16 protein-coding genes are annotated in these 17,997 nt (G+C 64.2%); all 16 read left to right on the forward strand.

From position 1 onward, the window contains the following. Positions 1-46 precede the first annotated feature (46 nt). Positions 47-826 (forward strand): shikimate dehydrogenase, encoded by a 780-nt coding sequence (locus tag FJ419_RS19015; RefSeq protein WP_281405827.1) that lies wholly within the window; start codon positions 47-49, stop codon positions 824-826. After that, the gene (locus tag FJ419_RS19020; RefSeq protein WP_140696698.1) at positions 819-1,625 is read left to right on the forward strand and encodes an SDR family oxidoreductase; all 807 of its coding nucleotides are present in this window, start codon (positions 819-821) and stop codon (positions 1,623-1,625) included. Before FJ419_RS19015 ends, FJ419_RS19020 begins: the two co-directional genes overlap by 8 nt. Before the next feature lie 13 nt (positions 1,626-1,638). After that, positions 1,639-1,986: a RidA family protein gene (locus FJ419_RS19025; protein WP_140696701.1), complete on the forward strand. Its 348-nt coding sequence runs from the start codon at positions 1,639-1,641 to the stop codon at positions 1,984-1,986. 56 nt (positions 1,987-2,042) lie between these two features. Further along, on the forward strand, positions 2,043-2,831 hold the full coding sequence (locus FJ419_RS19030) for a FadR/GntR family transcriptional regulator (protein ID WP_181170755.1): 789 nt from the start codon (positions 2,043-2,045) through the stop codon (positions 2,829-2,831). Between the two features lie 292 nt (positions 2,832-3,123). Continuing rightward, positions 3,124-3,846 (forward strand): SDR family oxidoreductase, encoded by a 723-nt coding sequence (locus FJ419_RS19035; protein WP_140696709.1) that lies wholly within the window; start codon positions 3,124-3,126, stop codon positions 3,844-3,846. Position 3,847: 1 nt separating this feature from the next. After that, a complete protein-coding gene (locus FJ419_RS19040; RefSeq protein ID WP_140696712.1) occupies positions 3,848-4,597 on the forward strand; it encodes an SDR family oxidoreductase in 750 nt (249 codons plus the stop codon). 73 nt (positions 4,598-4,670) lie between these two features. Then, positions 4,671-5,621: a LysR substrate-binding domain-containing protein gene (locus FJ419_RS19045; RefSeq protein ID WP_140696715.1), complete on the forward strand. Its 951-nt coding sequence runs from the start codon at positions 4,671-4,673 to the stop codon at positions 5,619-5,621. 86 nt (positions 5,622-5,707) lie between these two features. After that, positions 5,708-6,742 carry an amino acid ABC transporter substrate-binding protein gene (locus tag FJ419_RS19050; RefSeq protein ID WP_140696719.1) on the forward strand — a complete coding sequence of 345 codons (1,035 nt, stop codon included), beginning with the start codon at positions 5,708-5,710 and terminating at the stop codon, positions 6,740-6,742. 82 nt (positions 6,743-6,824) lie between these two features. Then, a complete protein-coding gene (locus FJ419_RS19055; protein ID WP_140696722.1) occupies positions 6,825-7,988 on the forward strand; it encodes an ABC transporter permease subunit in 1,164 nt (387 codons plus the stop codon). Positions 7,989-7,991: 3 nt separating this feature from the next. Then, positions 7,992-9,071: an amino acid ABC transporter permease gene (locus FJ419_RS19060; protein ID WP_140696725.1), complete on the forward strand. Its 1,080-nt coding sequence runs from the start codon at positions 7,992-7,994 to the stop codon at positions 9,069-9,071. Positions 9,072-9,081: 10 nt separating this feature from the next. Further along, positions 9,082-9,846 (forward strand): amino acid ABC transporter ATP-binding protein, encoded by a 765-nt coding sequence (locus FJ419_RS19065; protein WP_140696728.1) that lies wholly within the window; start codon positions 9,082-9,084, stop codon positions 9,844-9,846. A gap of 49 nt (positions 9,847-9,895) precedes the next feature. Continuing rightward, positions 9,896-11,320 (forward strand): FAD-binding oxidoreductase, encoded by a 1,425-nt coding sequence (locus FJ419_RS19070; protein ID WP_140696732.1) that lies wholly within the window; start codon positions 9,896-9,898, stop codon positions 11,318-11,320. 98 nt (positions 11,321-11,418) lie between these two features. Then, on the forward strand, positions 11,419-13,089 hold the full coding sequence (locus tag FJ419_RS19075) for a thiamine pyrophosphate-binding protein (protein ID WP_140696735.1): 1,671 nt from the start codon (positions 11,419-11,421) through the stop codon (positions 13,087-13,089). Next, positions 13,086-15,182 (forward strand): hydantoinase/oxoprolinase family protein, encoded by a 2,097-nt coding sequence (locus tag FJ419_RS19080; RefSeq protein ID WP_140696740.1) that lies wholly within the window; start codon positions 13,086-13,088, stop codon positions 15,180-15,182. Before FJ419_RS19075 ends, FJ419_RS19080 begins: the two co-directional genes overlap by 4 nt. Beyond that, a complete protein-coding gene (locus tag FJ419_RS19085; RefSeq protein ID WP_140696743.1) occupies positions 15,179-16,795 on the forward strand; it encodes a hydantoinase B/oxoprolinase family protein in 1,617 nt (538 codons plus the stop codon). The genes FJ419_RS19080 and FJ419_RS19085 overlap by 4 nt, the downstream gene beginning before the upstream one ends. After that, positions 16,795-17,997 carry a pyridoxal phosphate-dependent aminotransferase gene (locus FJ419_RS19090; protein WP_140696746.1) on the forward strand — a complete coding sequence of 401 codons (1,203 nt, stop codon included), beginning with the start codon at positions 16,795-16,797 and terminating at the stop codon, positions 17,995-17,997. Before FJ419_RS19085 ends, FJ419_RS19090 begins: the two co-directional genes overlap by 1 nt.

Genomic DNA, 17,997 nt, shown 5'->3' on the forward strand with positions numbered 1-17,997 from the left:
AAGGAATGAACCGATGCGCGGAACCGGCAAAGCCGATGTCTTCGTGATGCTGGCCCATCCAGTCGGGCATGCCAAGAGCCCCGGCATGTTCAACCAAATCTTCGAGCAGAAGGGACTCGACAGCCTGATGGTGCCGTTGAGCTGCCGACCGGAGGATTTCGAGGCCTTCTGGGCCGGCATCACGGCGGCCGAGAACATTCGCGGCGTGATTATCTCGGTGCCATACAAGGTCGCGGTCTTTCACAAATGTGCGACGGCTCACGATCGCGCCGCACGCGTTCAGAGCGCGAATTCCGTGCGCCGGCAGGCGGATGGCAGCTGGTATGCCGACAATTTCGACGGCGTCGGCTTCATCAAGGGACTGAAGGCCGGCGAACACCGGATCGCCGGCAAGCGCATCCTCCAGGTCGGCGCCGGCGGCGCGGGCGCCTCGCTGACCTATTGCCTTGCCGAAGAAGGCGCGGCGGAAATCCGCCTGGCCGATATCGACAGGGAACGCGCGCAAAAACTCGCATCGCTGGTCAACAAGGCTTTTCCCAACTGCCGGATCGAGGTCGGAGAGCCTGATCCGTCCGGAATGGACATGGCGATCAACGCGACACCTTCGGGACTGAAGGCCAGCGATCCGCTGCCGATGGACGTGACCAAGCTGACGCCGAAGATGACAGTGGTCGACATCATCATGGAGCCGGCCGAGACGGCACTGCTCAAAGCGGCGAAGGAAATCGGCTGTCGCATCCAGCCCGGGCGCCCGATGATGGATTTCCAGGTCGAGGCCATGTCCGAATTCTTCGACATCGAGCGGAAGGATCGCGGCAATGGCTGAGGCATCGACAGCGGTCGTCATCGGCGGCACGTCCGGCATCGGACGCGCCATCGCGCTGCGCTTCGCAGCGGACGGCCATCAGGTGGCCGTCGCAGGCCGCGATGCCGTTCGAGGCAAGGAAGCGGCGGGCGCCAGCGAGGCGGAGGGCGCGCCGCGTGCCCTCTTCGTGCAGACCGATGTCGCCGATCCGGCTTCCGTCGAGGCGCTGGCGCAAGCCGTCGGCGACACCTTCGGTACACCTCATGTCGTCGTCAACTGCGCCGGCATCCTGCAGAGCGGCAAGCATGTGCTCGACCAGGATCTCGACGAAGACGAAAAGATGTGGCGCATCAACTATCGCGGCACCCTACTCGGCTGCCAGGTGTTCGGCCGGCTGATGTCGGCGGCCGGGCGCGGGGCGATCCTCAATGTCGGCTCGCTTGCCTCTTTCGCGCCGCTATCGCTGCCGGCCTACACGCCGGGAAAGCATGCGGTGCTGGCCCTCACCCAGATGCTGGCCGCCGAGCTCGGCCCGCACGGGGTTCGCGTCAATGCCGTGGCTCCGGGTTACACGCTGTCGGACGGGCTGAAAGCAAAGATCGCCAAGGGCGAGCGCAATCCGGAAGCCATCCAGGCCACGACCGCGCTGCGCCGCTTTGTCGAGCCGCGCGACGTTGCTGAGGCGGCCGTGTTCCTCTGCTCCGACCGCGCCGCCTCGATCACTGGCGTCACGCTTCCCGTCGATGCCGGCTGGCTCGTTCAAGCACCCTACGCGCAGTACCTGCAGGGCAACCCCATCCGGCAGACGCCGGCGATCTGACGAGGAAAATCAAGTGAGCGATATCCAGCGTTTCGACTTCGACACCCGCATCCATCACGGCGTCATCCACAACGGGACGCTCTACTTGACCGGCCAGGTTGCCAGGCCGGGCCAGTCCGCGGCCGACCAGATGCGCGAAGTGCTCGGCAAGATCGACGCGCTGCTCGCCAAGGCCGGCACCGATAAGACCCGCATCCTCCACGTCCAGATGTGGCTGGACGACGTGCGTGATTTCGACGAGGTCAATACGGTCTGGGACGCCTGGATGCCGAAGGAGCATGCGCCGGCGCGCTCCTCCGGCGAGGGACGGATGGCCAAGCCCGGCATGCTGGTCGAACTGATCGTCACCGCGGCGGTTTGAATGGTCTTGCCGGTTCGGGCATGATCCCGAATCTGAACTTGAACGGAAGGACCGAGATGACGAAGCGCAAGCCGCTTTCCACCGTCGTGGCGGAGAGCCTGGCCGAAAAGATCCGCTCCGGACAGTTGCAGCCCGGCGCGCAACTGCCGACCGAGGCGGAGCTTTGCGCCGAGTACGATGTCAGCCGCACCGTCGTGCGCGAAGCGGTGGCGCGACTGCGCTCGGAGGGCATGGTGGTGCCGCAGCAGGGCCGCGGCATGTTCGTCAGCGAAACGCCCGTGCCGCGCAATTTTTCGATTCCGGACGAGGCTCTGAGAACGCTCCCGGAAACCATTGCTTTGCTCGAGCTCAGGTTGAGCGTCGAGGTGGAGTCCGCCGGGCTCTGCGCGGAACGGCGCACCGATAAGGACGCGCGCGATATCCGCGCCATAATGGAACAGGTTGACGCCCAGCAGGCCGATCCCGCAGCCGTCCAGATCCACTACGATTACGACTTCCACCTGGCGATCGCCAAAGCCGCGCGCAACGAGTTCATCCATGGCTTCCTGAGCTATCTCGGGCCGATGATCGTGCCGCGTTTCCAGCTCGGCTATTTGGTCGAGCCTGCGCTCAAGGACAGTTACTACGCCCGTATCCACAGCGAGCACAAAGCCATCGTCGATGCCATCGAGAGGCAGGACAGTGGCAAGGCGCGACAGGCCATGCGCAAGCACCTGCACAACAGCCTGGGACGCGTCCGAGCCCTGGCCCGGGCTTCAGGCGTGGAGGAGACCGATGTCGATCAGAGAGCGGCCGCGGCCTCCCTCTTCAAAGGCATGAAGAGGCCCGCCTCGACAGGTGCGTGAGGGCTTCGGTGCCCGGGGATCTTTTTGCGTGATCGGCTTCGCGGCCCACCGGCCATTGCGAAAGCCATGTTTTTGCTCCGCTTGCCGGCAGCGACTCTCGCACTGCGGCTGAGCACGTTGCTTTCCCTCGGTTTCTTGGGGTTTGCAGCTTTTCTCAATCGCACTGCCGGCTCGAAAAATTCCGGACGCAGGAACCATTTACGAAAGTTTATCTTTCCTTTTTGCTGGTTTTCTTGGTTTCGCGGCATCGGTCGAGGCCGCAAACTGGCGCCAGGCAATTGGGGGAGCCCAGGTGACGACAGCCTTCATCACAGGAGCGACGAGCGGCATAGGGCGAGCCATAGCCATTGTGTTGAGCGATGCGGGCTATGAGGTTTATGCCGTCGGTCGCAGCCAGGCGGCGCTGATGGAGCTGCAGGCCGAGCGTCCAGGCATCGTGCCCATCGCCGTCGACGTCACCGATCGCGAGGCCCTGGAAGCGGTCGTGGCGGATCTCACCATCGACGTGCTGATCAACAATGCCGGCATCATGCCGCCGCTCGGCAACTTCGCCGACATGAAGATCGCCGACATCGACACCACGCTGGAGATCAACCTCAGCGCCGCAATCCTGCTCACCCGGCTCGTCGTGCCGCAGATGCGCGAGCGGCAATCGGGGCACATCCTGTTCACCGGCTCTTCCGCCGCGCACGCGGCCTTCCCCAATGTCGCCGTCTACTCGGCGACCAAGGCGGCCATCGCCGGCTTTGCCGCCGCGTTGCGTGCCGATCTCTCGCAATACGGCATTCGCGTGACCGAGATCGTGCCCGGCCGCGTCGAGACGCTGCTCTACAAGGACATCCTCGACGCCGAGGCGCGTGCGGCGATGTACGCCGGCAATGTCGCCGTGCAGCCGGACGACGTGGCCAAGATGGTCGCCGCGCTGCTCGGCCTGCCCGCCTGGGCCGACGTAACCCGCTTTGACATCATGCCGACCCGGCCGACCCCGCCGAGCGGCAGCAAGCAAGGAAAATAGGATGAAAGATCTTTCCGTACTCATCGTCGGTGGCGGCGCCGGCCTCGGCGCGCTCCTGGCTCGCATGGCTGTCGAGGCCGGAGCGGCGAAGATCGGCATCATCGACATCAACCTGGAGGCGGCCGAGGGTGCGCTGGAAGCCGCGAAGGCCAAGGGCCTGCCGACCGCTGCCGCGAGTTGCGATATCCAGGTCGCCCCGCAATGCCACGCGGCCTTCGGTGACATCGTTTCGAAGCTCGGGCGCATCGACACGCTGATCAATTGCGCCGCCATCTATCCGCGCCGTCCGCTGCTCGAAATCACCGACGCCGATTGGGACGCCTCCAACGGCATCAACATCAAAGGCACCTATCACATGATGGTGGCCGCGGTTCGCCACATGCAGGCGCAAGAGCCAAAGAACCATGTGCGCGGGCGGATTGTGAACCTCACCTCGGTCGACGCCTTCAAGGCGCATCCGCAGAACGCCCACTACGCGGCGACCAAGGCGGCCGTTGTCAGCCTGACGCGATCCTTCGCGCATCACGTCGCCAAGGACGGCATTCTGGTGAACTCCGTCGCGCCGGCCGGCATGGCCACGGAGAAGGCAAAAGCCCTCGGCTTCCTTGAGGAGCTCGCCAAGGCAAGTCCACTTGGCCGCGGCGCCGAGCCCACCGAGATTGCCGAATGGGTACTGATGACGGGCGGCCCAAAGAATACCTACATGACCGGAGAAAACGTAATTGTCTCAGGCGGTTACATCTACGCCTGAGGCGACTGCCTTCGGCTGAGATACAGCAGTGCATGATCGACGGAGTTTCAAACGAAAGGAGGCGGAATTTACGATGACCGGCAAACTTCGCCTTCCTTCGCTCAATGCTCTTCGAGTGTTCCATGCCGTCGTGCAGCACAAGAGCTTCCGGCAGGCGGCCGACGAATTGCTGGTGACGCCGCAGGCGGTCGGTCAGCAGATCAAGCTTCTCGAAGACACGCTTCAGGTGACGCTGTTCGAACGCAAAGGCCGGTCGATCGAATTGACGGAGTCGGCGATCCTTCTGTCGCACTACGTCAAGGCGGGCTTTGACGAGTTTTCCGAAGGCGTTCGCCGCGTCACCAAGTCGAACTATCGGGATCGCATCAACCTCAATGCGAGCCCCTACTTCGCCACCCACTATCTGCTGCCGCGGCTTTCGCTGTTTCGCGAGATCCTGCCGGTCGCGGATCTGCGCCTGACGACGATGGTCGACCTGCCAGATTTCGGACGCGACGACATCGATATGACCGTGCAGTGGGGCTACGGCAACTGGCCTGACTACGAGACGACGCTGCTGGTGCCGGACCCGAAGATCATCTGCTGCACGCCGGCCATCGGCGAGAAGATCAAGTCGGCGCAGGACCTGACGCGGTTCACGCTGCTCGACACCGTCAAGTCGAAGCGCCTGTGGCCGGACATATTGCGCCACCTTGCCGTCGAGCAGACGGAAGGCGACCGCAGTATCGGCTTCGACGATGCGGCAACCATGCGCCGTGCAACCATGCAAGGCATCGGCGTCGGATTGGTCTCGGTCATCGATGCCGTGGAGGACCTGAAGTCCGGCGCGCTCGTCGCGCCGATCGGCCGCGATGCCCTGGCCGACATGAAACCGGAGGAAGTCCCCGGATTCTACTTGATCGTCCCGCGCGGCCATCTGCGTGCGAAGGCGGTGGCCGCCCTGCACCGATGGCTGGTCCAGCAGGATTGGGGAAGCGATCTCAAGATCTCTTCCCTGCCGAAACCGACCCCGCTCTCCGAGTAGGAGCGGCTCGCGACAGAGACCCGAAAGCCTCTTCGGATCTCCAACAACAAGAAACGGAACAACCTCAAACAGCGGAGACAAGAAATATGAAAATGATCGAATGGGGGGCCGCGGTCCTGGCTCTTGGCCTGGTTCATCTGGCGGCGCCGGCCGAGGCCGCGGGCGGCAAGACGCTCGACACCGTCAAGGCGCGCGGAACGCTCAACTGCACCGGCCATGACGGCTCCTATCTCGGCTTTGCCGAGGTGGATGACAAGGGTAACTGGAAGGGCATGGACATCGACCTCTGCAGGGCCGTCGCCACGGCCGTGCTGGGGGACCCGTCAAAGCTGAAGGTCGTGCCGATCAGCTGGGCGCAGCGCTGGCCGTCCCTGCAATCGGGCGATGTCGACATCATCATCAAGGCGTCGGGCGGCACGCTCAGCCGCGACACCGAGCTTGGGCTGCAATTCTCCATGTCCTATTACCTCGGAACGACCAAGGTGATGGCGCACAAGGAGCTCAACCTGAAGTCGCTCAAGGATGCCACTGGCGGCACCATCTGCATTCCTGCCGGCACGACCATCGAGCAGCAGGTTGCCGCCTATTCGCAGAAGATCGGAATCAAGCTGGAACCGGTCGTCATCGAAAAGACGGAAGAACTCGAGCAGGCATACTTCTCCGGCCGCTGCGACATGTACGCCCAGTGGGGACCAGTCCTCGCAATCGCGCGTGTTGCCAAAGGCAAGGTGGACGACCACGTGATCCTGCCCGACGTTCTCGCGGTCGAGCCGGAAGTGATGATTGTGCGCCAGGGTGACGACAACTGGGTCGACATCGCCAATTGGACGCTGACCGCCCTGCTGTTCGCCGAACAGGAAGGCATCACCTCCAAGAACGTCGACGAGATCAAGGCCAAGCCAACCTCGCCGCAAGTCGCCAAGTTCCTCGGCGTCTCGCCGGGCATGGGCAAGGGTCTCGGGCTCCCCGACGACTGGGCCTACAACGTCATCAAGAAGACCGGCAATTACGGCGAAATCTTCGATCGCGATCTCGGCAAGGGGTCGCCCTACAAGATGGATCGCGAACTGACCAATCTGTGGAACAATGGCGGCGTCCTGTTCCCGCTGGTGATCGACTGATCCGTTTTTGAACGGAGCTTGCTTCAGGCTTCGCCCGGCGCGCGCCGGGCGGAGCAAGCGACAATTCGGGAAGGGTCGGAAAATGAGCAGCCTGCTGAGAAATCAGAAGGTCCGCAATGCATTCGTGCAGGTCCTTTATGTCGGCTCGATCGCCGCGCTGGTGCTGGCCGGCGTCGTGATCGCACGACGGAACCTGGCTGAGCAAGGGATCACCTCCGGCTTCGATTTTCTGTTCAAGTCGACCGGCTGGGACGTCAACTTCTCGCTCCTGCCGGCCACCGCCAACGATCCTTATTGGTGGTATTTCCTCATCGGCATGCTCAACACGCTGTTCCTGGGAAGCGTTGGGCTGATCCTTGCAACCATCGTCGGTACGGTCGTCGGCCTGGCTCGCACCTCCACGAACGAACTGGCGCAGTTGCTCGGCCGCACTTACGTCGACATCTTCCGGAACATCCCGCTGATCCTGCAGGTTTTCTTCTGGTATGCGCTCATCACGCATCTGCCTCCGCCGCGCAGCGCGCATCAAGCCTGGGGGCTCCTGCTGACAAGTCGCGGCCTCTACGTGCCGGTCCCGAATGTCGGGGGCGCGGCGATGGCCGCCGTGACATTGGCCGTGGTCGCGGCAATCGTTCTGCCGGTATGGCTGGGCAGGACGTCGCGCCTCAGCCAGCCGATCGGCCAGCGCGTCACCATCCAGCTCATAGGCGCGGCGGCGGCCCTGGCCTGCGCGGCCATCATGCTGGTGGCCGGGCGCTTGCCTGACGCGCCGTTGCTCGACTTCCCGTCATTGCAAGGCCTCAACCTCAGGGGCGGCCTGCGCATTCCGCCGGAGTTTTCCGCGCTTGCGGTCGCGATCGCGATCTATGGCGGTTCCTATATTGCCGAGATCGTGCGCGGCGGCTTCAAGTCTGTCGGCAAGGGCCAGATGGAGGCCGCACGCTCGCTTGGCTTGAGCCCCTGGCGCGTGTTCACGCTGGTGCGGCTACCGCTGGCGCTGCGCGCCATGCTGCCGATCCTTGCCAACCAGTATGTGTGGCTGATGAAGGCGACCACGATGGGTATTGCAGTGGGCTTCACCGACTTCTTCATGATCGTGGCGCTGACCATCAACCATTCCGGCCAGACGCTGGAAGCAATCGGCATCCTGATGGCAGGCTTCCTCGCCATCAACCTCAGCCTGGCCGCCATGTTCAATCGCATCAACAAAGCCATTGCCCTCAAGGGCAACCAACTGAGGGGATGAGAGATGGAGATGGTCATTGTCGCGCCCCCCGCTCCGGCAAAGCTCGAGGATCTGAGGCGTCGCTTCTTTGCGACGCCGCTTCAGGCGCTGTTGTCGCTGGTCTCCCTGGCGATCCTTGTCTTCCTGAGCTGGAAGCTTCTGAACTGGGCGATCTTCTCGGCCGTCTTCACCACCGTCGGCGGGCCGGAAGCCTGCCAGGTAGCGTCGGGGGCCTGCTGGTCGGTCATCGCCGCCAGATGGCGGATCATTCTGTTCGGTCTTTATCCCTTCGAGGAGCAATGGCGCTCGGCGCTGGCCTGCGTAACCGTGGTGGTGATGACGGTGCTGAGCTGTATCCCGGCCTTCTGGACCGGCCGGCGGATCGCGCTCGTATGGGGCGCCGGAGCGGCGCTCTATTACGTGCTGATGAAAGGCGGCGTGCTGGGTCTCGCCCACGTCGGCGAGGAAGCGTGGGGCGGCCTGGCGCTGACCCTCTTCATCTTCGTGACGACCTGTCTGATTGGCTTCCCGCTGGCGATCTGCCTGGCGCTGCTGCGCCGGTCGGAACTGCCCTGGATATCCCGAACCACCGGCCTCATCATCGATGGTGTCCGTTCGCTGCCGTTGATCTCCATCCTGTTCACATTCGCCATCGTCCTGCCCTTCGCTCTGCCGCAATGGCTGGCAGGCGACAAGCTGTACCGGGTAATCCTCGGTTCCGCCCTGTTCTTCTCGGCCTATCAGGCCGAGATCGTCAGAGGCGGCATGCAAGGCGTTCCCAATGGACAGGAAGAGGCCGCCATGGCGCTCGGCATGAGTTACTGGCAGCGCATCGGCCGCATTCTCCTGCCGCAGGCCATGCGCAACGCGCTGCCGGCCACGATCAACCAGTTCGTCATCTCCTTCAAGGAGACCTCGCTGGTGGTCATCGTCGGTTTCTTCGAGATCCTGGCGTCCGGCAATGCCGCCTACGGCACCGGCGAATGGCGGTTCGCCTACATCGAAGTTTATGCCTTCATCGCTATGATCTATTTTGTCTTTGTCTTCAGCCTTTCCCGCTATGGCGCCTATCTCGAGCGCCGCATGTCGGTCGGCGAACGGTGAGGAGGCGCAGATGATCGCAGCTGGTCGGGGTGAGTCCGGCGGACCTGTCGTCCGCATCGAGAATCTCGATAAATATTATGGGTCGTTCCACGCGCTGCGGAGAATAAACCTCTCGGTCGAGCGGGGTGAAAAAATCGTCATCTGCGGACCCTCCGGATCCGGCAAATCCACGATGATCCGCTGCATCAACCGGCTCGAGCAGCACAATGGCGGCCGCATCGTCGTGCTCGGCACCGAGCTCAACGACGATGTCGGCAACATCGACGGGATCAGGCGGGAGGTCGGGATGGTGTTCCAGCACTTCAACCTGTTTCCGCACATGAGCGTGCTGGAGAACTGCATGATTGCGCCGATGCTCGTGCGCAAGCAGCCGCGCTCCGAGGCCGAGGCAACCGCACGCCGCTATCTGGAAAAGGTCCGCATCCCCGAGCAGGCGATGAAATTTCCAGGCCAGCTGTCCGGCGGCCAGCAGCAGCGGGTCGCTATCGCGCGCGCCCTTTGCATGCAGCCCCAGATCATGCTGTTCGACGAGCCGACCTCGGCGCTCGATCCCGAAATGATCTCCGAGGTGCTGGACGTCATGGTCACGCTTGCCTCCGACGGCATGACGATGATTTGCGTCACGCACGAGATGGGTTTCGCGCGCCGGGTTGCCGACCGGGTGATCTTCATGGACGCAGGCGAGATCGTCGAGGAGGCTCCACCGGAGGAGTTCTTCACCTCTTGCCGGAACGAGCGCACGCGGCAGTTCCTGTCGCAGGTGCTGGATCATTGAGCGGGTTTGGGAAGATGCAACGTGCTGAAGGCAGCCGCTCTGGTTTTCGATGACTGATCCCGCAACCACGTTGCACGAGATTCTGGGACCGAAAGGCTGGCTTTCGGGCCGCGATGCCGAGCCTTACCGGCGCGACTGGCTCGATCGCTATGGCGTCGCGCCTTTGGGCGTCGCCAGGCCCGCCACCACCACTGAAGTGGCCGCGGTCGTCTCCGCATGCCGGGAGGCAGGGCTGGCGGTGGTGCCGCAAGGCGGCAACACCGGTCTTTGCGGTGGTGCCGTGGCCGAGCAGTCGAATGCGGTGATCGTCTCGCTCTCACGCATGGCGGCGATCGGCAAACCGGATCCGGAGAGCGGATCGATCATCGTCGAGGCCGGCGTCGTGCTCGCCGCGCTACACGAGGCGCTGGAGCCGCACGGGCTGATGTTCCCGATGCATCTCGGAGCCGAGGGCAGCGCCAGGGTCGGCGGCCTGATCGGCACCAATGCCGGCGGCAGCCAGGCTTTTCGCTTCGGCATGATGCAGGATCTGGTTCTCGGCCTCGAAGTCGTGACCCCGGATGGCGCGGTGTGGGACGGGATGCGCGCGGTGCAGAAGGACAATGCCGGCTACCAGCTGCGCAAGCTTTACTGCGGCGCGGAAGGGACGCTCGGCATCGTGACGCGCGCGATCCTGCGGCTCTACCCAACGCCCCGGCAGCAGGCGAGCGCCCTTCTGGTCATGCCCGACTTTGCCGCCGCCGTTTCCTTCGGCGCCTTCCTGCGCGGCGAGGCGGGCGAATTCCTGACCGGCCTCGAGTTCTTCTGCGATCTCGGCTTGCAACTGGCGCTCAAGCATCTGCCCGATCTCGCCTACCAGCTGGATAAGCGTGGCGACGTCTATCTGCTCGTTGAGCTGGCATCGGGCTCGCCCCGCGTTCCGCTGGACGACATCCTGACTTCCGCGCTGGAATGGGGCGTGGATCAAGGCCTTGTCCTGGACGGCGCGCTGGCGACATCTGTCGCCCACCGCGCGCAGTTCTGGCGTCTGCGCGAGGAACAGCCGGAAGGGCAAAGGCTGGAAGGCCCGCAACTGAAGCACGACATCTCGGTGCCAACGGGTGCCATCGCCCGTTTCATCGAGTCGGGTGCTGCGATCTGCGACGACATTCTTTCCGGCGTGCGCATCAATCCGTTCGGCCATCTCGGCGACGGCAACATCCACTATAATTTGTCGCCCCCGGAAGGCCGCGCCGATTTCGACGGCAAGGCCGAGCAGTTCGCGCAGGCGCTGTCATTGCTTGCCACGAAGATGGATGGCAGCTTTGCCGCCGAACATGGGCTTGGCCGCGCCAAGATCGCCATGGCCGACCTCAATAGAAGCCGGGTGGAGCGTGACTTGATGTCTCGGTTGAAGGACGCGTTCGATCCGCGGGGCACGATGAACCCCGATGTTCTGGTGCGCCCGCCACAACAAAGAAAAACTTTCGAATAGTCCGCATTTCTTGATTTCACGTTGGCCCCCCAGAGTGCAGGTATGAATCTGAGAAGGCAGGCTCGATCCGGCCGCCGGTTTCAAGAGGATGTTGCAGCATGACCCGCAATGGCGGCCGCCTTCTTGTCGAGTGCCTGATTGCGCTCGGCGCGACCAAGTGCTTCGGCGTGCCCGGCGAAAGCTATCTCGCTGTCCTCGATGCGCTGCACGACACGCATGGCAAGCTGGACTATGTGCTTTGCCGCAATGAGGGGGGTGCGGCGTTCATGGCCTCGGCCTACGGCAAGCTGACCGGCGCGCCGGGCATCTGCTTCGTGACGCGCGGCCCCGGCGTGACCAATGCCAGCATCGGCGTGCATACGGCAATGCAGGACTCCTCGCCGATGATCCTGTTCGTCGGCCAGGTCGGCACCGACATGAAGGGCCGCGAGGCCTTCCAGGAGATCGACTACCGGGCCGTCTACGGAACCGTCGCGAAATGGGCGGTCGAGATCGACGATGTCGCGCGCCTGACCGAGATCGTGGCGCGGGCCTGGACCACCGCCCTGACCGGACGGCCAGGCCCCGTCGTGGTCGCGTTGCCGGAAGACATGCTGACGACCGCGACCGAGGCCGCGCCGCTCAGCGGCCCTGCTTCGATTTTCGAAGCCGCTCCGTCGCAGGATGCCCTTTCGTCGGCGCTTGAGATGCTGGCTGCGGCCGAGAGGCCGGTGCTGCTGATAGGCGGGGCCAACTGGACGGCAAATGGACGCGCCGCGCTCCAGGCCTTCGCCGAGGCTTCCGACATCCCGGTCATTGCCGCCTTCCGCTACCAGGATCAGTTCGACAACCACTCGCCGGTCTTCGTCGGCGAAGCCGGCGTCGGCATGGTGGCGCATGTCAAAAGCCTGATCCGCGATGCCGACGTGATCCTGGCTGTCAATGTGCGTTTCGGCGAGATGACGACCGACGGCTACACGCTGCTCTCCGTGCCCGTGCCACGCCAGAAGCTGATCCATGTGCACGGCTCCGACCGCGAGATCGGCAAGATCTACGTGCCCACCATCGGCATCCACGCCGGCCCAAACGCCTTCGCCAAAGCGCTCACCCCGGTCGAGGGAGCCTGGGCCGAGTGGCGCGCGGTGGCGCGCAAGGCCTATGAAGGCACCTTCACCGCACCCGTGCAGCCCGGCCCGGTCGACATGGTCGCGGTCACCGCTTGGTTGCGCAAGACCTTGCCTGCCGACGTCATCCTCACCAACGGCGCCGGCAATTTCACCGTCTGGCCGAACAAGTTCTTCAAGTTCGGGCCGGACGCGCGGCTGCTTGCCCCGCAGTCTGGCGCCATGGGCTATGGCCTGCCTGCAGCCATCGCCGCGAAAGTCGCGTTTCCGCAGCGCACCGTCGTATGCTTTGCCGGCGACGGCGACTTCCAGATGAACTGCCAGGAGCTCGGCACCGCCATGCAGGCGGGCGCGCAGCCGATCGTGCTCGTCATCAACAACGGCATATACGGCACGATCCGCGCGCATCAGGAACGCAACTATCCGGCCCGCGTCTCCGGCACCTCGCTGGAAAACCCGGACTTCGTGACGTTGGCGAAGGCTTACGGCTTTCACGCCGAGCGCGTCGAGGCGACACAGGATTTCGCCGCGGCATTCGAGCGGGCGCTCAGCTCCGCGACCGGCGCAGTTCTCGACATCGCCATCTCGCCCGAAGCGCTCACGCCCCGGCAGACCCTTTCCCAGATGCGCGACGCAGCACTCGCTTCGCAGAAGGCCACGGCATGACCTCCAGATCAGACGACATCCGTCTCGGCGCGGACATCGGCGGCACCTTCACCGACATCGCCCTCGATGTCAGGGGAACGATGTTCTCGACCAAGGTGCTGACCAATTATACGGCGCCCGAGCAGGCGATCCTCGACGGCATCGACGTCGTCGTCCGCGATGCCGGAATTTCGGCGGCCGAGATAGGCATCATCATCCACGGCACGACGCTCGCCACCAATGCGCTGATCGAGCGGCGCGGCGCCAGGACCGCGCTCGTCACGACGGAAGGCTTTCGCGATGTGATCGAGATGCGGACGGAGAACCGGTTCGAGCAGTATGATCTGAACCTGCAGCTGCCGACGCCGCTGATCCCGCGCGAGGACCGTTTTACCGTCAAGGGCCGCATCGGCGCCGAGGGCCAGGAACTGCAGCCGCTCGATGAAGCGGCGCTGGAGGCAATCGCCGACCGGATCGCGGCCGGCAACTTCGGCTCGGTGGCGATCGGCTTCATCCACGCTTACGCCAACCCCGACCATGAGCGCCGCGCGCGCGAGATCCTCGCTCGCACGCTCACCATCCCGATCTCGATCAGCGCCGAGGTCTCGCCGCAGATGCGCGAGTTCGAGCGCTTCAACACGGTCTGCGCCAACGCCTATGTGCGGCCGCAGATGGGCGACTACCTCGCCCGCCTGCAGACGCGGCTGAAGGAGATGGGCGCCGACTGCCCGGTCTTCATGATCCATTCCGGCGGCGGCCTGATCTCTGTGGAGACCGCATCGGAATTTCCGGTGCGGCTGGTGGAATCCGGCCCCGCCGGCGGCGCCATCTTTGCCGCCGACATCGCCAGGCGCTTCGGACTCGAAAAGGTCGTTTCCTACGACATGGGCGGGACCACCGCCAAGATCTGCCTGATCGAGGACTATGCGCCCCGCACGGCGCGGACCTTCGAGGTGGCGCGCACCTATCGCTTCTCGAAGGGCTCGGGCATGCCGATCTCCATTCCGGTGATCGAGATGATCGAGATCGGCGCCGGCGGCGGCTCGATCGCCTGGGTGGACGCTATGGGCCGCATCCAGACCGGGCCGGAAAGCGCCGGCTCGGAGCCGGGTCCGGCCTGCTATGGCCGCGGCGGCAAGCGCCCGGCGATCACCGACGCCGACCTGGTGCTTGGCAAGCTCGATCCAGACAATTTCGCCGGTGGCGCGATCAAGCTGGACACCTCCGCGTCCGAGCAGGCGATCCTGCGCGATGTCGGCGAGCGCCTGTCGCTCGATGCGATGTCGACGGCCTTTGGCATCTGCGAGGTCGTGGACGAGAACATGGCGAATGCCGCACGCGTCCATGCCGTCGAGAACGGCAAGAATATTTCCGACAATCTGATGATCGCCTTTGGCGGCGCAGCGCCTCTGCATGCGGCAAGGCTTTGCGAAAAGCTCGGCATCGATCAGTGCATCGTGCCGCGCGGCGCTGGCGTTGGATCGGCGATCGGCTTCCTCAAGGCGCCGTTCGGCTACGAGGCGCTGGCCTCGAAACTGACGCGCCTTTCGCGCTTCAAGCCGGCCGAAGTCAACGCCCTGCTCTCCGATCTCAAAGCCTCCGCCGAAGGCTTTGTCCGCACCGGCGCCAGTGGCCAGATCGTCTGCGAGATCACTGCCTTCATGCGCTATGCCGGCCAGGGCTGGGAAATCCCCGTGCCGATATCGGACGAGCCGTTCGGCGACGATGCGGCCGCCAGGCTCAAGGCGCTGTTCGAGACCAGCTATCAGCGCTTCTTCGGCCGCGCCATCGACGGGCTCGACGGGCTGGAGATTGAGATCGTCACCTGGTCGGTGAAGGCGACCGATATTCGTCCGGCCGGCACCAGGCACGAGCTCGCCGCAGGCAAGAAGACCAGCCAACCGACGACGACCCGCGCGGTCTTCGATCCGGCAACGGGGGCGCCGCAGAGTTACGGCATCGTCGAACGCGAGGCGCTGTGCGCCGGCGATCGCATCGCTGGCCCGGCCGTCATCGTCGAGCGCGAGACATCGACTGTTGTCACCACCAGCTTCGACGCCGTCATCCAGAGCGACGGCGCGATCCTCCTGATCCGCAAAGGCAGCCAGGCATGAGCGACATTGGCGAAATCCGCATGCAGGTCATGTGGAACCGGTTGATCTCGGTGGTCGAGGAGCAGGCGCTCACGCTTTTGCGCACCGCCTTCTCGACCTCGGTGCGCGAATCCGGCGACCTGTCGGCCGGCGTGTTCGATCCGCGCGGCCAGATGCTGGCGCAGGCGGTGACCGGCACGCCCGGCCACGTCAACACTATGGCCGAAGCCGTGCTGCATTTCATGAACGAGATCCCGCGCCAGAACATGTTCGAGGGTGACACCTATGTCACCAACGACCCCTGGCTGGGCACAGGCCACCTACACGACATCACCATGGTCTCGCCGTCCTTCCTCAATGGCAAGCTCGTCGCCTTCTTCGCCTGCACGGCGCATGTCGTCGATGTCGGCGGCCGCGGCTTCGGCGCCGACGGCAAGTCGGTCTATGAGGAAGGCATCCAGATCCCGATCATGAAGTTTGCCGAGAAGGGCAAGGTCAACCTCGACTTGGTCCGCATCCTGCGTGCCAATGTCCGCGAGCCCAACCAGGTCGTCGGCGATTTCTATTCGCTTGCAGCCTGCAACGACGTCGGCCATCGCCGCCTCGTCGACATGATGAAGGAGATCGGCCTCACCTCGCTCGACGGGCTCGGCGACTTCATTTTCTCGCGCACCCGCGACGCGATGCTCGAGCGCATCGAGGCGCTACCGAAGGGAAGCTGGTCGAACGAGCTGGTGACCGACGGTTATGACGAGCCGGTCAAGCTCGCAGCCACGGTCTCGGTCCGCGACGACCATGTCGAAGTCGATTTCACCGGCACAGATCCGATGAGCCGCTGGGGCATCAACTGCCCGATTATCTACAGCAAGGCCTATGCCTGCTATGCGCTGAAATGCATGGTGGCGCCCGACATTCCCAACAATGCCGCCTCGCTCGCCTTCTTCACCGTATCCTCACCGGTGAACATCCTGAACGCGGTGCGGCCGGCGCCGGTGGCGCTCAGGCATATTTTCGGCCACATGGTTCCCGATCTGGTGCTCGGCGCCTTCTCGAAGGCGTTACCCGGAAAAATCCTCGCGGAAGGCGCCGGCGCACTCTGGAACATCCATATTTCGGCGCGCCCTGTTTCAGGCGCATCCGGTCGCCGCGCCGAAGTGCTTATGTTCAATTCCGGAGGCATGGGCGCCCGCCCCGAGCTCGACGGCTTGTCGGCGACGGCCTTTCCGTCCGGCGTGCACACGATGCCGATCGAAGCGACGGAACATACTGGCCCGATCGTAATCTGGCGCAAGGAGCTGCGCCCTAATTCCGGCGGCGACGGCGAATTCCGCGGCGGCCTCGGACAGATCATCGAGATCGCCGCGACCGACGGCCACGAATTCGACTTCTCGGCCATGTTCGACCGCGTCAACCATCCGGCCCACGGCCGCAATGGCGGGAAGTCTGGCGTTGCCGGCGTGGTCAAGCTCGACGACGGCACGAAGATGCGGCCGAAGGGCTGGCAGCATGTTCCGGCGGGACGCCGGCTGATCCTCGAACTGCCAGGCGGCGGCGGCTATGGCGATCCGGCCAAACGCCGTGCGGCCGCACGAGCCAATGATCGGTCCAAGGGTTACATCACGGAGAACGACTGATGAGCTATATTGCCTCGCGCCTTTCGGTGGTGAAGCCTTCGGCCTCGATGGCCGCTTCGCAGGCCGCCAAGGCGCTACGCGCCAGGGGCGTGGACGTGATCGATCTCGGCCTGGGCGAGCCCGACTTTCCGACACCGCATCACATCGTCGATGCCGCTCATTTCGCCGCCAAGGCCGGCCAGACGCTCTACACAGCCGCTGCCGGCACGGTTGAGGTGCGCGAGGCGGTAGCGGGAAAATTCCGCCGCGAAAACGGGCTGGACTATACGGCCGATGACATCGTCGTTGCCAACGGCGCCAAGCAGATCATCTTCAACGCGCTGATGGCAACGCTGGAGACGGGCGACGAGGCGATCCTGCCGGCGCCCTACTTTGTCTCTTATCCGGAGATGGTGAAGCTGCTCGGCGGCACGCCGGTCGTCGTCGAATGCCCGGAGACCACCGGTTTCCGGCTGACGCCAGCGCTCTTGGAAAAGGCAATCACGCCGAGGACGAAATGGCTCTTCCTCAACATGCCGGGTAATCCATCCGGCGCGGTCTATTCGGAGCCGGATTTGCGCGCACTTGGCGCCGTTCTAGCCAAGCACCCGCAAGTGCTCGTCCTCTCCGACGAGATTTACGAGCACATCCTGTTCGACGGGCGCAAATTCGCCTCCTTCGGCAAGGCCTGCCCGGAGCTCAAGGACCGCACGCTCATCGTCAACGGTGTGTCGAAGTCCTACGCGATGACCGGCTGGCGTGTCGGCTATGCGGCAGGACCCGCGCCGCTCGTCAAGGCGATGTCGACGATCCAGAGCCAATCGTGCACCTCGGTGTGCTCGATCGCGCAGGCCGCGACCGTCGCCGCGCTCAACGGCCCGCAGGACGATGTCGCGCGCTTCCGGCAGGCCTTCGAAGCGCGCCGCGATCTGGTCGTGGACGGCATCCGCAAGATCAACGGACTGACGCTGTCGCCGCCGGAAGGCGCCTTCTATGCCTATATCGGCTGCGCCAGCCTGATCGGCCGCAAGACGCCGAACGGCGTCGTGCTGGAAGACGATACCGCGGTTGCGAATTACCTGCTGAGTGAAGGCCGCGTGGCGTCGGTGCCCGGCGTCGCCTACGGATTGTCACCCTATTTCCGCATCTCGACCGCGACCGCAGAAGGCGTGCTGGCCGAGGCGATCTCGCGGATCAATGCCGCCGTCGCGCAAGTGGAGTAA

The sequence above is a fragment of the Mesorhizobium sp. B2-6-2 genome (genome assembly GCF_006440615.1).
Classification (GTDB): Bacteria; Pseudomonadota; Alphaproteobacteria; order Rhizobiales; family Rhizobiaceae; genus Mesorhizobium.

What these genes read in the sequence shown, in the direction of transcription:
- FJ419_RS19050 (WP_140696719.1), top strand. Translation starts at nt 5,708, where the DNA reads ATGAAAATGATCGAATGGGGGGCCGCGGTCCTGGCTCTTGGCCTGGTT.
- FJ419_RS19070 (WP_140696732.1), top strand. Translation starts at nt 9,896, where the DNA reads ATGACTGATCCCGCAACCACGTTGCACGAGATTCTGGGACCGAAAGGC.
- FJ419_RS19040 (WP_140696712.1), top strand. Translation starts at nt 3,848, where the DNA reads ATGAAAGATCTTTCCGTACTCATCGTCGGTGGCGGCGCCGGCCTCGGC.
- FJ419_RS19020 (WP_140696698.1), top strand. Translation starts at nt 819, where the DNA reads ATGGCTGAGGCATCGACAGCGGTCGTCATCGGCGGCACGTCCGGCATC.
- FJ419_RS19055 (WP_140696722.1), top strand. Translation starts at nt 6,825, where the DNA reads ATGAGCAGCCTGCTGAGAAATCAGAAGGTCCGCAATGCATTCGTGCAG.
- FJ419_RS19085 (WP_140696743.1), top strand. Translation starts at nt 15,179, where the DNA reads ATGAGCGACATTGGCGAAATCCGCATGCAGGTCATGTGGAACCGGTTG.
- FJ419_RS19015 (WP_281405827.1), top strand. Translation starts at nt 47, where the DNA reads ATGCTGGCCCATCCAGTCGGGCATGCCAAGAGCCCCGGCATGTTCAAC.
- FJ419_RS19080 (WP_140696740.1), top strand. Translation starts at nt 13,086, where the DNA reads ATGACCTCCAGATCAGACGACATCCGTCTCGGCGCGGACATCGGCGGC.
- FJ419_RS19065 (WP_140696728.1), top strand. Translation starts at nt 9,082, where the DNA reads ATGATCGCAGCTGGTCGGGGTGAGTCCGGCGGACCTGTCGTCCGCATC.
- FJ419_RS19075 (WP_140696735.1), top strand. Translation starts at nt 11,419, where the DNA reads ATGACCCGCAATGGCGGCCGCCTTCTTGTCGAGTGCCTGATTGCGCTC.
- FJ419_RS19045 (WP_140696715.1), top strand. Translation starts at nt 4,671, where the DNA reads ATGACCGGCAAACTTCGCCTTCCTTCGCTCAATGCTCTTCGAGTGTTC.
- FJ419_RS19060 (WP_140696725.1), top strand. Translation starts at nt 7,992, where the DNA reads ATGGAGATGGTCATTGTCGCGCCCCCCGCTCCGGCAAAGCTCGAGGAT.
- FJ419_RS19090 (WP_140696746.1), top strand. Translation starts at nt 16,795, where the DNA reads ATGAGCTATATTGCCTCGCGCCTTTCGGTGGTGAAGCCTTCGGCCTCG.
- FJ419_RS19030 (WP_181170755.1), top strand. Translation starts at nt 2,043, where the DNA reads ATGACGAAGCGCAAGCCGCTTTCCACCGTCGTGGCGGAGAGCCTGGCC.